The 16,343-nt window shown below is 58.1% G+C and carries 13 protein-coding genes; 8 read left to right on the top strand and 5 right to left on the bottom strand.

The genetic code is table 11. From position 1 onward, the window contains the following. Window positions 1–45: 45 nt before the first annotated feature. The 5 genes from Q1A34_RS14145 to Q1A34_RS14125 are packed head-to-tail and all read left to right on the top strand — an operon-like array spanning window position 46 to window position 5,039. Window positions 46–912 (top strand): carbohydrate ABC transporter permease, encoded by an 867-nt coding sequence (locus Q1A34_RS14145; protein ID WP_300035289.1) that lies wholly within the window; start codon window positions 46–48, stop codon window positions 910–912. A 13-nt stretch (window positions 913–925) separates the two neighbouring features. Further along, on the top strand, window positions 926–1,756 hold the full coding sequence (locus Q1A34_RS14140; RefSeq protein ID WP_300035285.1) for a carbohydrate ABC transporter permease: 831 nt from the start codon (window positions 926–928) through the stop codon (window positions 1,754–1,756). A 9-nt stretch (window positions 1,757–1,765) separates the two neighbouring features. Beyond that, window positions 1,766–2,770 carry an ABC transporter ATP-binding protein gene (locus Q1A34_RS14135; RefSeq protein ID WP_300035282.1) on the top strand — a complete coding sequence of 335 codons (1,005 nt, stop codon included), beginning with the start codon at window positions 1,766–1,768 and terminating at the stop codon, window positions 2,768–2,770. Next, on the top strand, window positions 2,767–3,540 hold the full coding sequence (locus Q1A34_RS14130; RefSeq protein WP_300035279.1) for an L-iditol 2-dehydrogenase: 774 nt from the start codon (window positions 2,767–2,769) through the stop codon (window positions 3,538–3,540). The genes Q1A34_RS14135 and Q1A34_RS14130 overlap by 4 nt, the downstream gene beginning before the upstream one ends. Before the next feature lie 26 nt (window positions 3,541–3,566). Continuing rightward, window positions 3,567–5,039 (top strand): mannitol dehydrogenase family protein, encoded by a 1,473-nt coding sequence (locus Q1A34_RS14125; protein WP_300035276.1) that lies wholly within the window; start codon window positions 3,567–3,569, stop codon window positions 5,037–5,039. Between the two features lie 495 nt (window positions 5,040–5,534). Here Q1A34_RS14125 and Q1A34_RS14120 read toward each other — a convergent pair whose 3' ends face one another. From Q1A34_RS14120 to Q1A34_RS14100, 5 genes are all read right to left on the bottom strand, one after another. Beyond that, a complete protein-coding gene (locus Q1A34_RS14120) occupies window positions 5,535–5,945 on the bottom strand; it encodes a universal stress protein (RefSeq protein ID WP_300035271.1) in 411 nt (136 codons plus the stop codon). A gap of 136 nt (window positions 5,946–6,081) precedes the next feature. Then, window positions 6,082–7,410, bottom strand: coding sequence for a TRAP transporter large permease (locus tag Q1A34_RS14115; protein ID WP_300035268.1), 1,329 nt, complete (start codon window positions 7,408–7,410; stop codon window positions 6,082–6,084). A gap of 11 nt (window positions 7,411–7,421) precedes the next feature. Continuing rightward, window positions 7,422–7,934, bottom strand: a complete 513-nt coding sequence (locus tag Q1A34_RS14110; protein ID WP_300035264.1) for a TRAP transporter small permease — start codon at window positions 7,932–7,934, stop codon at window positions 7,422–7,424. Window positions 7,935–8,042: 108 nt separating this feature from the next. Then, window positions 8,043–9,206: a TRAP transporter substrate-binding protein gene (locus tag Q1A34_RS14105; protein ID WP_300035261.1), complete on the bottom strand. Its 1,164-nt coding sequence runs from the start codon at window positions 9,204–9,206 to the stop codon at window positions 8,043–8,045. A 7-nt stretch (window positions 9,207–9,213) separates the two neighbouring features. After that, entirely contained in the window at window positions 9,214–9,399 is a 186-nt protein-coding gene (locus Q1A34_RS14100; RefSeq protein WP_300035258.1) for a hypothetical protein, read from the bottom strand. Window positions 9,400–9,612: 213 nt separating this feature from the next. Between Q1A34_RS14100 and Q1A34_RS14095 the strand changes: the two genes are divergently transcribed. The 3 genes from Q1A34_RS14095 to Q1A34_RS14085 all read left to right on the top strand — a co-directional run bounded on the left by Q1A34_RS14095 (window position 9,613) and on the right by Q1A34_RS14085 (window position 16,336). Continuing rightward, window positions 9,613–10,638, top strand: a complete 1,026-nt coding sequence (locus tag Q1A34_RS14095) for a LacI family DNA-binding transcriptional regulator (RefSeq protein WP_300035255.1) — start codon at window positions 9,613–9,615, stop codon at window positions 10,636–10,638. Window positions 10,639–10,844: 206 nt separating this feature from the next. After that, a complete protein-coding gene (locus Q1A34_RS14090; RefSeq protein WP_300035253.1) occupies window positions 10,845–14,627 on the top strand; it encodes an MBG domain-containing protein in 3,783 nt (1,260 codons plus the stop codon). Beyond that, on the top strand, window positions 14,627–16,336 hold the full coding sequence (locus tag Q1A34_RS14085) for a POTRA domain-containing protein (protein ID WP_300035250.1): 1,710 nt from the start codon (window positions 14,627–14,629) through the stop codon (window positions 16,334–16,336). Before Q1A34_RS14090 ends, Q1A34_RS14085 begins: the two co-directional genes overlap by 1 nt. Window positions 16,337–16,343 lie beyond the last annotated feature (7 nt).

The raw sequence follows: 16,343 nt of genomic DNA, 5'->3' as shown, positions 1-16,343 counted from the left end.
GTCATCTCCTAAGGCGGGTTTTTCCGTCAACGAAAGAGGTATGTCATGGCCACACAGAGTTCACGCTCAGCAGCCCGCCTGATGATGGCGCCCGCTGTGATCCTCCTGCTCGGATGGATGCTCGCGCCGCTCATTACGACACTGTACTTCTCATTCCGTCGCTATCTGCCGCTCCGCGGTGGAGATCAGGGATGGGTCGGTTTTGAAAATTATACCCGGTTTATCGGATCCAGTGCTTTCTGGCCCAGTGTCCAGACAACCCTGATTATTGTGGGTGGCGTGCTGGTCATTACTGTTCTGCTGGGGATCGTTCTGGCGCTTCTTCTTGATCAGCCAATGTGGGGGCAGGGTATCGTCCGTATCCTTGTGATCGCGCCCTTCTTTGTGATGCCAACGGTATCCGCACTGGTCTGGAAAAACATGTTCATGGACCCGGTGAACGGACTGTTTGCCCATCTGTGGAAATTCTTTGGAGCTACGCCCGTTGAATGGCTCAGCCAGGCCTCGCTGCAATCGATCGTTATGATCGTCAGCTGGCAGTGGCTCCCGTTTGCGACGCTGATCCTTCTGACAGCAGTACAGTCGCTGGACGGAGAGCAGCTCGAAGCAGCCGAGATGGACGGCGCACCCTTTATCAAGCGATTCTGGTACATCGTCCTGCCGCATCTCGGCCGGGCCATCACAATTGTGATCCTGATCCAGACGATCTTCCTGCTCTCGATCTTCGCGGAAATCTTCGTCACCACCGGTGGTGCCTTTGGAACCCGTACGCTGACGTATCTGATCTTCCAGCGCGTATTGGAAAGCCAGAACATCGGACTGGGGTCTGCAGGCGGCGTTTATGCAATCATTCTGGCCAATATCGTTGCCATCTTCCTGATGCGCATCGTCGGCAAGAACCTGGACAATTAGGAGGGGGTCGAACATGGCACGAACTGTCACAACAAACCGCAAGATCCTGAACACCACCATTGCATGGGCAATTGGTCTGCTGATCTTCTTCCCGATCCTCTGGACCATTCTGACCAGCTTTAAGACAGAAGCGCAGGCGATCAACGATCCACCGATCTTTCTGTTCTTTGACTGGACGCTGGAAAACTACGCCGTCGTCCAGGAGCGATCCAACTACATGAAGTTCCTGTGGAACTCGGTTATCATCGCGGGGGGGTCTACTGTTCTGGGTCTGATCATCGCGGTGCCAGCGGCCTGGTCGATGGCGTTCGTCCCTTCGAGGCGGACCAAAGACATCCTGCTCTGGATGCTGTCCACAAAAATGCTTCCGGCGGTGGGTGTGCTTTACCCCATCTACCTGGGCTTTATCAAACTGGGACTGCTGGACAGCCGCTTTGGTCTGGTGATCGTACTGATGCTGATCAACCTGCCGATCATTGTCTGGATGCTTTACACCTACTTCCGCGAAATTCCGGGTGAGATTCTGGAAGCTGCGCGGATGGACGGGGCAAGCCTCAGGGAAGAGATCCTTTACGTTCTCACACCGATGGCCATCCCGGGTATCGCATCCACTCTGTTGCTGAACTTTATCCTCGCCTGGAACGAAGCCTTCTGGACGCTGAACCTGACAGCTGTAAATGCGGCACCGCTTACCGCGTTCATCGCCAGTTACTCCAGCCCTGAGGGTCTGTTCTACGCCAAGCTTTCGGCAGCATCGACAATGGCGATTGCACCAATCCTCATCCTTGGCTGGTTCAGCCAGAAACAACTTGTCCGCGGCCTCACTTTCGGCGCTGTGAAATAGGAAAATATCATGGGACGTATTACACTCAATAAAGTCACCAAGAGTTTCGGCGAAACACAGGTCATTCCACCGCTGGACCTGACCATCGAAGACGGCGAGTTTACCGTCTTTGTCGGGCCCTCCGGCTGCGGTAAGTCAACGTTGCTGCGCCTGATCGCCGGGCTTGAGGATATCACCACCGGTCACATCGACATTGACGGCATGGACGCGACAGCCGTGCCACCTGCAAAACGCGGCCTGGCCATGGTGTTCCAGTCTTATGCGCTTTACCCGCATATGTCGGTTCGCAAGAACATCGCCTTCCCATTGCGGATGGCAAAGATGGATCAGGTGGAAATTGATCGCCGTGTGGACAATGCGGCTTCCGTTCTGAACCTGGCTGACTACATCGACCGCCGCCCGGGTCAGCTCTCCGGGGGTCAGCGACAACGTGTGGCCATTGGCCGGGCGATTGTGCGTGAACCTGCTGCATTCCTCTTTGACGAACCGCTGTCAAACCTTGATGCGGCTCTGCGGGTAGGTATGCGGCTCGAAATCAGCGAGTTGCACAAGCGGCTTGAGACAACGATGATCTATGTGACCCACGACCAGGTCGAGGCCATGACAATGGCCGACAAGATCGTCGTGCTGCGCGCCGGTCATATCGAACAGGTCGGCAGCCCGCTGGAACTGTACAAAGCACCGCGCAACCTTTTTGTGGCCGGGTTCATCGGGTCACCTAAAATGAACTTCGTTGAGGGAGCAGAGGCTGCCAAATACGATGCTCACACAGTCGGCGTGCGCCCTGAGCACATTGCGATTTCGGGCACGGAAGGAGCGTGGAAAGGGCGCGTAGGTGTATCTGAACACCTTGGCTCTGATACATTCTTCCACGTGCACGACACGGGCCTTGCGGAGACGCTCACGGTGCGGGCTGATGGTGAAGTCAGCTTCAAGCATGGTGATACGGTCTACCTGACACCGCGTGAGGACGTTGTGCACCGCTTTGATGCGCAGGGGCTCCGGATCGGATGACCAGACTGGCGGGTAAATCCGCCCTGATCACAGGGGCAGCGCGGGGCATAGGCCGCAGCTTTGCTGAGGCCTATGTCGCAGAAGGCGCGCAGGTCGCAATCGCTGACATCGACATGGCCCGGGCCGAGGCATCTGCCAGCGCGCTCGGGCCGTCCGCGATTGCCGTCCGTATGGATGTCACTGATCAGTCGAGTATAGACGCCGCTGTGGAAAAAACGGCGGAAACCTTTGGTCAGATTGATATTCTGATCAACAATGCCGCTCTTTTCACGGCTGCCCCGATTACGGAGATTGACCGCGCTGACTATAACCGCGTGTTTGACATCAATGTCGGCGGCTGCCTTTTTACCATGCAGTCTGTCGCCAGACATATGATCGAGCGCGGTGTAAAAGGCCGTATCATCAATATGGCCAGCCAGGCGGGACGCCGCGGAGAGCCATTGGTTGCGGTCTATTGCGCGACCAAGGCAGCCGTTATCAGCCTGACCCAGTCTGCGGGTCTGAACCTGATAGAGCACGGTATCAATGTGAACGCCATCGCCCCGGGCGTGGTCGACGGTGAGCACTGGGACGGCGTGGACGCTTTTTTTGCAAAATACGAAAACAAGGCGCCCGGACAGAAAAAGCGCGAAGTCGCGGCAGGTGTTCCCTACGGTCGCATGGGCCGGCCGGAAGATCTGACCGGGATGGCCGTTTTTCTGGCAAGTGACGATGCCGACTACGTTGTGGCGCAGTGCTACAATGTTGACGGCGGACAATGGATGAGCTGATGGGGGATACAGTGCAAGATCCGCAAATGGCAGTACGCCTGAGCAACGAGACGCTGGGCAATGTACCCGCAGGAATTCCGCGCCCGGCATATGACCGGACCGCTCTGACACCTGGGATCGTTCACATCGGCCTGGGCAACTTTCACCGTGCGCACCAGGCGTGGTATCTGCATCGTCTGATGCAGGAAGGCCTGGCGCAGGATTGGGCAATAATCGGCGCCGGTGTCCGGCCTTATGACGCGAAAATGCGCGAAAAACTGCTCGCACAGGACTGCCTGACCACCCTGATAGAACTTGATCCCACCGGCATGTCAGCAGAAGTGTCGGGCGCGATGACAGATTATCTGCCGATCGAAGAAGGCAACGGCGCTCTGATCAGGGCGATGGCCGATCCGGCGATACGGATTGTTGCGCTGACGGTCACAGAAGGCGGCTACTATATTGATCCGGCGACGGGTGGCTTTGATTCCACGCACGAGGACATGATTTATGACGCGGCCCACCCGGACGCGCCGCGCACGGCCTTTGGCGCGATGATCGCCGCGCTGCGCCTGCGCAGGGATGCCGGTGTCGGGCCGTTCACAGCGCAAAGCTGCGACAATCTGCAGGGCAATGGCGCGGTATTGCGCCAGACACTGGTAACACTGGCACGGATGTCGGATTCCGAACTCGCCCTGTGGATCGACAACGAGGCGGCGTTCCCGAATTCGATGGTCGACTGCATTGTGCCGGCCACAGGGCCGTCAGAGATAGCCCTCGCCAGGAGCATAGGTATCGATGACTCAGCACCCGTGACGCACGAGAATTATCGCCAGTGGGTCATCGAGGATGAATTCTGCGCCGGGCGTCCCGACTGGGACAAAGCTGGCGCTGTGTTTTCTGACCGCGTGCATGACTATGAGGCCATGAAAATCCGCATTCTGAACGGCGGTCACCAGGTTATCGCAAATGCGGGCGAGTTGTTGTCCTGCGGAACCATCGCTGAATGCATGGCGCATCCCCTAATTCTGGATTTCTTTCGCAAGGTTCAGAGAGCCGAGATTACACAGCAGGTCGATCCGGTGCCGGGCATGACACCACAGGCTTATGCAGAGCTGATTGAAACACGTTTCGCCAATCGGGAAATACGCGACACGACCCGGCGGGTTGCCTTTGACGGCTCTTCCCGCCACCCCGGTTTTATTCTGCCTGTCCTGCGAGACGCACTTGCTGCAGGCGGCAGCGTTTCCGGTCTCAGCCTTGTCGAGGCGCTCTGGGCTCGGATGTGTGCAGGCACACGTGAAGATGGAAGTGCTATCGAGCCGAACGATCCGTTCTGGGATGACCTGAACCAGACAGCCCTGGAAGCAAAAGACAACCCGCAACGCTGGCTGGAACAGCGCCAGTACTATGGTGCCCTGGCGGACAATGACGCTTTCAGAGCTGCGTTCGCGGGCTGGCTGGAGTTGATCTGGTCCAAAGGCACAACCGCTGCTCTGGAGCAGTATATCCGGGGATAGGTGACACAGCACTATGGTTCGACGCGCGGCTGTGTCGGACCATACATCGGTTTCAACGACGCCCCTGTGTCAAAGCGCTTGGGCCGTTGTCAGGCGAGCACAGCCGACAAAGTAAGCTTTTTGCTATGCTCCGGGATCAGGGACGTCTGGCACAGACGTCTGGCGTCAGGTGATCGAGCACAGCTACCGATATATGCCGCCGGATGATGCGGTTGCGCGCGCCCTCGAACGTTTCCGGGAAGGGTTGCCTGAACATGTTGGTGAACCCTTGGCAGTTATGAATAAGACGGGCTCGTGTACAGTGCTCCGATCTCGGCATGCAGTGTTCCCGCAGCAATTCAAAACCCTGAATTGACGGTTTGAGATCACAACGGCTGGACTTGCAAAGACGCGTCATACTGCGTGCTTTGCCGAAACCTGTGACCCAAAAACGCCACGCGGTACGAACCGAGTGGTGGCTCAGATTTGCTTCTTTGAAATACGAAAGTTGAACGCTCAGCTGTCCCGGTGCACATGAACTGCGCATTTTGCATGTCGCACAACGTGCGAAGCGGTTGATCCCAGAAAATAGTCTCTGATGCCCGGCTTGTGTGAGCCCATGACAATGCAATCGGCTGCGTTCTCGACCGCATAGTCGATGATCGTGCGGGCAGAGTGCCCTCTGACGATCACCGCGGTCACGCCTTCAATGCCGCTGACCTTTTCTTTCAGGCGTTCTGCGGCCTTTTCATACGCCGCGCGCATTGTCTCCTCGTCCACATACGCGCTTACTGAACCTTCGGGCGCTTCATAAACGTGCAGGGCAGTGATCGTGCCGCCCTGCTCCAGCAATGCCCGGGCGATTTCCAGAGACTGAGGCGACACCCCGTGATCCAGTGCCATTGGGACGATAATATTCTTGTACATGTTTTTCCTCCGTCATGCGCGCCCGGTGCGCCCAGTGTTTCAGGCGGCCATTGGTTCGGAACACCCAGGCTATAGCATAGGATACCTTTTGTCCGGGCACATTGACACGTATCAAATCACCCGGACACAGATCCGTTTATCGGTAAATCTCTGGCAACAGTGAAGTCGAAATCGCCGGAACGTAGGCAATCAGCAACGTCACGGCGAGCATAAAGAGCACAAACGGTACGGCACGGTAGGCAATCTTGAGAATGGATTCGCCCGTGATCCCTGAGACAACAAAGAGATTGAGGCCGAGGGGAGGTGTAATAAAGCCAACACCCAGAGCTGTGATCATCATGATGCAGAACTGGATTTCGTTCATGCCGATGTTGTCGGCCAGTGGCTTGAGGATCGGCGCAAGGATCACAATGTTCGGCGTTGTTTCCATAACGCACCCAGCCGCCACGAGAATGCAGATCATCAGCAGGATCAGCATTGCAGGATCATCCGTCAAAGAGGTGACGGAGGTCACAAAACCCTGAGGCACGCCCATGATTGCCAGCGCCTCGGCGAGTGGCGCAGAGAAGGCTATGATCGGCAGAATAACGCCGTTCACCTTGGCGGAACTGACCAGCATGGCGGGAAAGTCGGCAAAACGCAGGGTGCCGAGGATAAAGCCCATGATGATGGTAACGACAACGGCTGTGGCGCCGGCTTCGGTGGGTGTCAGGCGACCGGAAAAGATCCCGTAAAAGATGATCCCGGGCACGATGAATGCATACCAACCGGATTTCAGGGAACGCAGCAGATTGCTGAACCATTCGGCCATGGACATGTTCCCGCCACCTTCCCAGCCATAAAGCCGGTTCATGACGATATTGGTTGCCAGGATTGATATCAGAATGGCCAGTCCGGGGATGAGAGCGGCAAGGAAGAGCGTTGATGCCGATATACCCAGCACCAGGCCGATGATAATATAGGCGATGGAGGGCGGGATCAGGATGCCCGTACAGGCGCCGGCAGCGACGAGCGCACAGGCGTAGGGGCGGGGGTATCCGCTTTCCACAAGGCGGTCGATTGTCATGCGGCCCACCGCCGCGGCACCCGCGGCGTCCGAGCCGGATATGGCGGCAAACATACCGCAGACCAGCACCGTTGCAGAGCCAAAGCCCCCCTTGGCAAAGCAGGTCAGTGCTTCTGCAACATCCAGAAACTTGCGGGACAGCCCCGTACGCACCAGTACGTCACCCGTCAGGATAAAAAGCGGCACAGCCGTCAGAGCAAAGGCATCAATGCCGGCGAAAAGGCTCTCGCCAACAAGGCTCAGCGGCAGGTCGCCGGACATGACCAGCATTACAATAGCTGCTGATCCGATTGCCGCCCAGACGGGCACCGCCAGCGCGATGAGCACAACAAACATGATGACGGGGACGTAAAAATCCCAGCCCAGTTCAACGGTCTGATTGAGGGTATTCCAAAGCATTGCCTGTCTCCTCAGTCAAACAGCTTGTCGCCCTCAAAGACGGGTGTTCCGTCCCTGAGAGAGCGCAGATCACACGCGAAAGATTGAAGAAGTCTCCAGACCATCAGGGCAAAACCAGCAGGCACAGCCATCAGAAACCAGACTTTCGATACACGCAGCCCGTCAGTCACCGACCCGAATTTTGCTGACACATGAACGGTTTCAAACGACCAGTAGAGGGCGATGATCGCCACAGCAAACATCACCAGGTCTCCGAAAATATAGAGCAGTGCCCTGGGACGCGGCGGCAGGTAATGCATCAGAACGTCGATGCGGATATGTGCACGTTCCTTGACCGCCGCAGCGGCACCGATCCAGGCAAGGTAGATGAACGAATACCGGACGATCTCCTCTCCCCAGATTGAGGAATATGCGAAAATCTCCCGTCGCAGAACTTCGACAGCCATTGTGATGACGAGCATTACGTAAAAGGTCAGGAGCAGCCAGCGTTCGGCATCGCGGTCAATTCGGCGCAGAATATCCATAGGGCATCCGATTGTCAGAGTATGGAATCCACCCGCTCCGGCACCCGGCCGGTTCTGAAAGTCTGGGCGGACGGAAAAACGGGCACCCAAAGGTGCCCGCTGGGGTGTTTACGCGTCGTGGACGTAGTATTTTCCTTGCGTGCCCGCTGCTTCTTCCAGCTTGGCAAAGGCATCCATCGATCCGGCGAGTTCGGTCTTGAAGGGGTCCCATTCGGACCGCTGATAGCCACCTGCATCCTGCCACTCGGCCAGCTGATCGCTGCTGAGCGAGTGGAATTCGACACCGGATTTCGCCAGTTCTGACATCGCATAGGCACGGGCTGAGGGCACTTTGGAGAGGTTCTGGTGTGCGGTCATCTCTGACCCCCACATCACACCTTCCTGCACATCCGCCGGCAGACTGTTGAACCATTCCAGATTGCACGAATAGACCTGACTGTCCGGCACCGCCTGGGTAAAGGTCACATGGCTCAGGATGTCCTTAAAGCCAAAGACATAAAGAGCGCCAACAGAAGGATCGAGCGCGTCTGCAACGCCCTGCTTGATCGCGGAAGGCGTCTCGCCCCACGCCACCGGCGTCGGGTTCGCACCGACCATACGGTAGTATTGCTGCAGCATCTTCGAGCCTGGCACGCGGAATTTCACACCTGACAGGTCGCCCGGGCTCAGAACTGCGCCGGCACCGCCCTTGCGTACTGCGACAACACGCGGATCGATGTTGACATAGAACAGAGCCTTGAAGCCTGCAGCCTCAACACCCGGATGCACCTGAGTGTTCCAGTAGTCAGACGTGACAAGGTTGGTGAAACGCTGGTTGGAACCGCACAGATACGGCATGTTGATCAGGTCAACTGTCGAGGCGAATGGTGCAAAGTTCGACAGCGAATGCTGGGCTGCCTGAATGGTGCCGCCCTGTACTTTTTGTACGAGCGAACCACCCGCGCCAAGCTGACCGCCCGGGGCCAGTTTGACGTAGATCTTGCCGTTTGTGGCGTTCTGGATGTTCTCTTTGAGGTCCAGTTGCATGATGGGGTAGCTGCGTGACGCGCCCAGCACATAGGCCGTGGCAACTGTCATGATGTGTTCGGCTGCCTTTTCCCGGTCACGCTCTTCGTTGGCTGTCTGGGCCGCGGCCTCTGTCGACCAGAGCGTGCCAGCGGCACCAGCAACCAGCGCTGCAGTGAAGCTGCCTGTCGTCGCAAGCTTCAGAAAATTCCGGCGCTCTGCCGAGGCCAGTTCTTTGCGTTCGTTATCCAATCTTCGTCCTCCCATTGGACAGTCAGCCGCCGTCTTTATTTTTCCGGTCAGCTTCTTTTTTCAGAATTGCCACGACGAAAAGGATCGAAGCAGCAAAAAGAACCAGCATTTCTGAGACGTCCCCCATAAACACGTTTCCTGTGAAAGCACCCAGTGCGACGTTCACGGCAAAAATGGCGAAAACCACAGCTGAAGCAGCAAGAAACATCGGGAAAACTCCGTACAGAATCGGTTCGTGATTTGAGTGTAAGCCGTTACATTAACTTAATGCAACGGCTTACATTTCATATGATACCTGCAACTATACCGCGTCGTGCCGGAAGGATTTTGCAGTGACTGCAATGATTTACTTTATCAGAAATGGCCTGCATACTGTTTTTATGAGACTGAATGGATCAATAATGCCCGAAGGCGTCAGGAAATGACATCAAACAGGTCCGTTCCGACATTGTATGATGTCGCCAAGACTGCCGGTGTCTCGACCGCGACCGTTTCGCGATGTCTCAACTCGCCTGAACAGGTCGTCGAGCACACCCGCAAGCGCGTGCTCGAGGTGATCAATCAACTGGGGTATACGCCGAACTTTGGTGCCAGAGCGATGGCGGCCAAACGCACCTACACCATCGGTGCCGTTATCCCGACCATGGAAAACGCGATCTTTGCACGTGGGCTTCAGGCTTTTCAGGAAGAGCTGCGTGCGGGCGGATACACGCTGCTGGTTTCAAGTTCTGCTTATGACCCTCAGATCGAAGAGGAGCAGATCAAAGCTCTGATTGCCCGCGGTGCTGACGGGTTGCTCCTGATCGGGCATGACCGGACCAAAACTGTGTCTGAATTCCTCAGGAAACAGGGAACGCCGGCCCTGGCGGCCTGGAGCTACGAGGCCGACGCGGAGTTGCCGTCTATCGGCTTTGACAACCGGCGTGCCATGCGTTCGCTGACAGAAGAAGTCCTCGCATTGGGCCACACCAGGATTGGTGTCATTTCGGGGATTACGGACGGAAATGACCGGGCAAGGCGCCGGGTCGAAGGCATTTCAGATGCGGTAACAGCTGCCGGTCTGGATATGGCCGGGGTACCGGTTATTGAAACCCCTTATGATATCGCAAACGGAGCAGAGGCTTTCCATAATCTGATGCAAGCGGATACCCCTCCGACCGCAGTTATTTGTGGAAATGATGTGCTGGCTGCAGGCGCACTGAAGGCTGCCGGGGAAATGGGCATAGAAGTCCCGCGTGATGTATCTGTCACCGGATTTGATGACATCGAGCTGGCGGGTATCCTGACCCCGCCGCTGACGACAGTTCATGTGCCGCACAGGGAAATGGGACGACGGGCCGCGCGCACGCTGCTTGCGATGGTCCAGAAAGGCATCACAGGCCAGACAGTGCAGTTGGAGGCCAAAGTCTGCCTGCGCGGGTCGCTCGCCGGCCCAAAGGCGGACTGAACTCAGAACGTATCTGTGATGGGCAGGGGTTGCAAAACCTGAGCTGCCACCCGTCAGGGATGTGACGGTGTGCAAAATCAGCGCCTGAACTGCATTAACCTATTGCAATTTAAACACTCCAAAAATGTTTGTGGTTTTTATACTTTGAGTAAAATTTTAGTCGAAATACGAGTAATCGATCCAGTTTTGGAAAGTGGAATACAGGTATGCAGTGTTCGGATTTCAGGTGTTTCTCCGCCGGAGGTAAACGCAACACGCGGTTTCTGCTGACGACAGCGGCAGCCGCGGTTCTGGCGCTCGCTTCGGGGCAGACAAATGCGCAATCACCACAAGGCGGTGTTGTTGCATCCGGCGCGGCAACGATTTCGCAAAACAGCAGCCAGTCGGTCATCAGCCAGACAACCCAGCGTGCGATCATTGACTGGCAGAGTTTTGACGTTGGCAAAAACCATACCGTTACTTTTGATCAGCCGGGGCGGAGCTCGGCCACGCTGAACCGTGTCCAGTCGGTCACTCCCAGCCTGATCCAGGGAACGCTGACAGCACCGGGTACAATCGTCATTCAGAATACAGCAGGCGTGGTGTTTTCCGGCAGTGCGCGCGTTGATGCGGGCGGTCTTGTTGCGGCCAGCCAGCGCGTCGACCCCGGGCACTTTATGGCTTCTGGCAATTTCCGCATCGGAGGCGGGGAGCGGCATGGCGCACGCGTCTTAAATGAGGGCGAGTTCACGATTGGTGAGGCAGGGCTGGCAGCCCTGGTTGGCACTGACGTCGAAAATGCCGGTGTGATCATGGCACACATGGGCACAGTGGCCCTGGCCTCTGGTGAACTGACGACAATTGATCTCGCCGGTGACGGGGTTTTCCAGGTGTCTGTTGACGGTGACCGGGCCGGTGCAAAAGTGACGCAATCCGGGTCGGTGAACGTATCAGGCGGGCGCGTGCTGCTGACGGCAGGAGGTGCTGCGGGTGCATTGGATGCCGTTATTAACACATCCGGCGTTATCCGCGCGTCATCGGGCACGCAGCGTGGCGGCAGTATTGAACTGGTCGGGCGCGGACAGACATCCGTGACGGTATCCGGGGATCTGGATGTTGCATCGGACAATGACGCGGGCGGCAGTATCTGGGTACTGGGCGAGACTGTCACTTTGGCGCCAGAGGCGCGGCTGTCAGCAGATGGCGCGACGGACGGCGGCAGTATTCTGGTGGGGGGCGACGTCAAAGGCGGCGGCGATCTGCGTCGCTCCTGGGAAACACGGGTTGCGCAAGGGGCCCGGCTCTCTGCAGATGGTGCGGATGGGGATGGCGGAAAAATCGTTGTCTGGTCGGACGGATCGACATGGTTTGACGGCGCGGTTTCCGCTTCAGGCGGCATTGGTGGTGGCTTTGTCGAAACCTCCGGTCGCATCAACCTGGATGTGGGTGAAAACGCAGACGTTTCGCTTGGCAGCGGCGGCCAATGGCTGCTCGACCCGCGCAACGTGACAATTGTCCGCAACGGCACCGATATCGTTGCCGGAACGAATAACCCCCCGGCGGGTACCGGGGATTTCCGGATCAGACGCAATTCGGTTCTGAATGTTCTGAATGCAGGCTCCGATGTAACGATCACTACGGATCAGGCCGGATCCACGGATGCGGGTAACATCACTCTTGCTTCTGCGTTGCGCTGGAACGGGGCTGGCAGCCTGACGCTGGATGCGGACGCCGGTATCTTTGTTAACCAGTCGCTGCAAACCAGAGGTGCGGGAAATCTGACCCTGAACGCAGGCGACGAAATCCAAATTCAGCGTGATGTTCAGTCGCGCGGCACGGGCAATATCCAAATGACGGCCCTGGGCGACGTGGCGATCAACCGCAACGTTCAGACTTTTAACACGGGTAACATCAACATCGATGCCGGGGGCAATGTCGATCTCAACAGATCAGTGTTCAGCCGGGGCGCGGGCAACGTGGAAATCCGGGCAGACGGTCTGGTGACCGTTGATCGTGGACAGCAAAACCGCGGTACAGGCCGGTACCTGATTGATGCAGGTGACCGCCTGGTGATCAACAGATCGATCCAGTCCCGCGGCGAAGGCGACATTGATCTGCGCGCGCAGAACGATGTGGTTGTTAATCAGAATGTTATTTCGCGCCGCGGCGGGGATCTGACGGTGCAATCGCGCGGCGGAGATGTCATTTTCGGGGGCTCCGGTGGCAATCAGGTACTCAGGAGCAACTCCGGTCGCATGCTGCTTGAGGCAACGACCGGCAGTGTTCTGATCGAACGGACGAACGCCGCCAACCGCAATACCCAAGTCTATTCCAATTCCGGTGATCTTGACATTGTGGCCGGTACAGAAATCCGCGTTCAGGGCGGTACGGGTACGCGGCAACTTGCCCGTCTGGGCCGGACAGCCAACGGCGGTTCCGACATCTCGTTGACGGCGCCTCTGGTGACAGTGCGTGGTGGAGATGGCTCAAACCGGGGCCACGGACAGATACTTGCCGGGCGCGATGGCTCGATCAGCATTGATGCGGACACTCTGATTGTCTCGAACGGCGCTGGTGGGGCACGAGGACAGGTTCAGGCTCTGAACGGCGCGTCGCTGACACTCGACGCAGCGTCGCAGACATGGGACGGTTTCGTTCGTGGTACAGGCGATACAACGATCACCGGGGACGTCACCGCAACGGTGCGCCCGCGTTTTGATCTGAACGCGGGATCGGATTTCCGGCTCGTTTCCGGCAGTTTTCAATCGCTCAACCAACGCTTTGATGTGCGCACGACAGCTGACGCCGGTGCCGGTGGGATGATCCGTATCGGTGGCCCGGTCGAGGCAACCACGGTCCTGCTTCAGACAGACGCTGGTGTGCAGCTGGACCGTGACGCGCGGATCACCGGCAGAAGCGCGGGCACGCCCGTGGTGGTCGCGGCGGGCCCGTCTTTTCGCAATGATGCAGGCGCTGACGTTCTTCAGACGACCCGGGCAGATGCGCGCTGGCTGCTCTACATTGACACCTTTGCCGGTCTGAGCGGGACTGAGCCTGCTTCCGGTCAGTTTGACCTTTACAACAGGCCCTATGCAACAACGCGCCCCAGATCGCTGCGCGGTTTTGCAGGCAACCGGATCGTTTACGGAGAGCAACCGACGCTGACGCTGACGGCCACGTCACTGACCAAGACATACGGGCAGGACGCGACGGGCCTGCTGTCTTTTTCAACGTCAGGACTCCGGCCCGGAGACAGTGAAGCGACAGCGCTGACAGCGCCCGCATCCGTCAGCAGCACGGGGGCCGTTGCGACGGCACCGGTTGCGGGCAGCCCCTATGCGATCGTCATGTCTGCGACAGCGTCAAACCAGGGCTACAATCTGATCACCAATGACGGCACGCTGACGATCGACCCGGCAGCACTTACCATTGCGGCAAATGACGCCAGCCGAGATGTTGGTGCACCCAATCCGGTCTTTACTGAAACTGTCACTGGGTTCGTCCTGGGCGAAAGCCTGGCTGACCTTGCAGGTTCTCTCACCCTTACCACAGCCGCGACACCGGCCAGCCCGGCGGGCTTTTTCGCGATCACACCGGGTGGTGTGACGTCATCGAATTACGCCATCACTTTCGCAGATGGCACACTGACAGTCGGGTCGCCTGCGCCCGAGGGATTCGCGGTTTCAAACCTGACCGAAGGTGGCGTGACCGGCGTGCGCCGCGCCGGGCGCCGCGCCTATCCACTGACCCCGGGGGACGCCGCTTTCCGTACCACCGAGCGCGACGCACCGCTGGCGCAGGCCGGTCCCTTCGCGCTGACTTATTCGCTGGGTGAGGTTGTCACATTTGCGCCTGCAGGTGATGCAGGTTCTCAAGGCTTTGTGCCTGCAGCCGGTGGCGCCGAAGATACCGCCACGGGCAGTTGCGGGGTTGCTGCGAACATCGGTACGGCCCCAAGGGCGGGGTGCGTTTCCGTTGTGCGCTCGGAGAACTACTGGGAGCAGAACTGATGCGCCGGATCCGTTCAGTTGCCGCATTTTTGCTGATGACAACTCCGGCTGTATCGCTTGCCCAGGCGCCGCAGGTGCCAACGCTGCCAGATACAGGTTCCCAGACTGGTGCGCAGGTAACCGCACCTGCTGACCTGGACAATCAGGATCCACTGCAGCCAGGCGGTGTTGGGCCATCTTTCATTCTGCGCGGGGTCAGCCTTGAAGGCGCTTCTGCCTTGCCTGAAAAGGATCTGGAGCCGATCTGGACAGATCTGCTGGGCGAACCGGTGACAGTTGCAACCCTTGATGGGATCGCTGCCCGGATCAGTGCAGCTTACAGGGCAGGCGGCTATGTATTGTCCCAGGCAATTTTGCCAGCGCAAACCATCGACGACGGGATTGTCCGCATTCTGGTGGTCGAAGGTTTCATCGACGATTTGCGACTGAATGGCGGCGCGCCTGAACAGCAACGGCTTGTTGCGCAATATTTTGAGGCAACAGCCACCGATAAACCACTGCGTCTCGAAACCCTTGAGCGCAGTGTGCTGCTGTCGCGTGATGCTGTTGGCGGGGCCTCTGCCACTTCTGTGGAAACAGTGCTGGGCCCGTCACCGGACACTTTTGGTGCAGCTGATCTGGATGTCAGCATCACTCCGCAGAAACTGACTGGGTACTTCTCCGCGGATAACCGGGGATCGCGGCTTTATGGTGAATGGACGCTTGGGGCCGGGCTGCGCAGTTTCAACGCGCTGGGCCTCAACGAAACGCTGGATTACACGCTGGCACTGGCTCCTCAGGGGACTTCGCTCGCTTTTGGTGCCGTGACTTTTGATGCCCCGCTGGCAGGTGTTTCCGGCACGGTCCTTGATGGCGCACGCCTGCGGCTGGACGCCAATGTGTTCCGAGGCGATCCTGATCTGACCCAGGCCGGGGCAACCGCGGGCCTGACGACCATTTCGGAACAGCAGGAAGTATCGGCCACTCTGGTAGTGCCGTTTGTGCGTACGCGTACGTCAAACCTTTTTGGCCGCTTCGGGCTTACCGCAAGGCACAGTGATGCAGAAACCAGTTTGTCGGGTCTGACGACCGGCGAAGAGGACAGACTGGTGGTGCTGGAAACCGGGTTCGCCTGGGATATCGCCGACCGGCGAGGTGGGATCAGTCTGGTGGATGTTTCGTTGCGCCAGGGCCTCGATATCGCCGGAGCAAGACGTTCAGCCACGGGGCCTGCTGCGGGCGAGTTGTCGTTCACATCGGCACAGTTCCGTGTCTCGCGTCTGCAATCTCTCGGGCAGGGTCCCTGGTCGCTCTATGGCGAAGCCGTGGGTCAGCTGTCCCGGGGTGTTCAGCCGAATTCCGAACGGTTCTATCTGGGCGGGGCAACAATTGGCCGTGGATTTGCGCCTGGAAATACGTCCGGCGACGCCGGCTATGCAGGCCGCGCCGAGTTGCGGCGCACCCTCAGCCCCGAATTTCTGGGCAGGTTTGCCGAAGCAGCAAATGTCTATGCTTTTGTGGACTACGGGCGCGCCTATGACAGATCGGTGCTGCGCGATGGTCAGCAGTGGGAAAACCTTGGCTCTTTTGGCGTCGGCGCACAGATTGCCGTAACGCCATGGCTTTCACTGACGCCCCAGATTGTTCGCCAGATCAGTGGCACTGCCAGCGATACGCCGGACGGAGACGCCGAAACCCGTTTCTTTCTTGGGGCCGTAGCCCGTTTCTGACCGGCCA

The sequence above is a fragment of the uncultured Roseobacter sp. genome, assembly GCF_947491795.1.
Taxonomy (GTDB): Bacteria; Pseudomonadota; Alphaproteobacteria; order Rhodobacterales; family Rhodobacteraceae; genus Roseobacter.
The sequence above is the reverse complement of the archived record's forward strand: the minus strand, read 5'-3'. Positions and strand labels throughout refer to the sequence as shown.

Bases quoted from the DNA above. Each gene is read 5' to 3' on its own strand.
- Q1A34_RS14095 (WP_300035255.1), top strand. From the start codon at position 9,613: ATGACATCAAACAGGTCCGTTCCGACATTGTATGATGTCGCCAAGACT.
- Q1A34_RS14125 (WP_300035276.1), top strand. From the start codon at position 3,567: ATGGCAGTACGCCTGAGCAACGAGACGCTGGGCAATGTACCCGCAGGA.
- Q1A34_RS14135 (WP_300035282.1), top strand. From the start codon at position 1,766: ATGGGACGTATTACACTCAATAAAGTCACCAAGAGTTTCGGCGAAACA.
- Q1A34_RS14085 (WP_300035250.1), top strand. From the start codon at position 14,627: ATGCGCCGGATCCGTTCAGTTGCCGCATTTTTGCTGATGACAACTCCG.
- Q1A34_RS14140 (WP_300035285.1), top strand. From the start codon at position 926: ATGGCACGAACTGTCACAACAAACCGCAAGATCCTGAACACCACCATT.
- Q1A34_RS14090 (WP_300035253.1), top strand. From the start codon at position 10,845: ATGCAGTGTTCGGATTTCAGGTGTTTCTCCGCCGGAGGTAAACGCAAC.
- Q1A34_RS14130 (WP_300035279.1), top strand. From the start codon at position 2,767: ATGACCAGACTGGCGGGTAAATCCGCCCTGATCACAGGGGCAGCGCGG.
- Q1A34_RS14115 (WP_300035268.1), bottom strand. From the start codon at position 7,410: ATGCTTTGGAATACCCTCAATCAGACCGTTGAACTGGGCTGGGATTTT.
- Q1A34_RS14105 (WP_300035261.1), bottom strand. From the start codon at position 9,206: ATGGGAGGACGAAGATTGGATAACGAACGCAAAGAACTGGCCTCGGCA.
- Q1A34_RS14110 (WP_300035264.1), bottom strand. From the start codon at position 7,934: ATGGATATTCTGCGCCGAATTGACCGCGATGCCGAACGCTGGCTGCTC.
- Q1A34_RS14120 (WP_300035271.1), bottom strand. From the start codon at position 5,945: ATGTACAAGAATATTATCGTCCCAATGGCACTGGATCACGGGGTGTCG.
- Q1A34_RS14145 (WP_300035289.1), top strand. From the start codon at position 46: ATGGCCACACAGAGTTCACGCTCAGCAGCCCGCCTGATGATGGCGCCC.
- Q1A34_RS14100 (WP_300035258.1), bottom strand. From the start codon at position 9,399: ATGTTTCTTGCTGCTTCAGCTGTGGTTTTCGCCATTTTTGCCGTGAAC.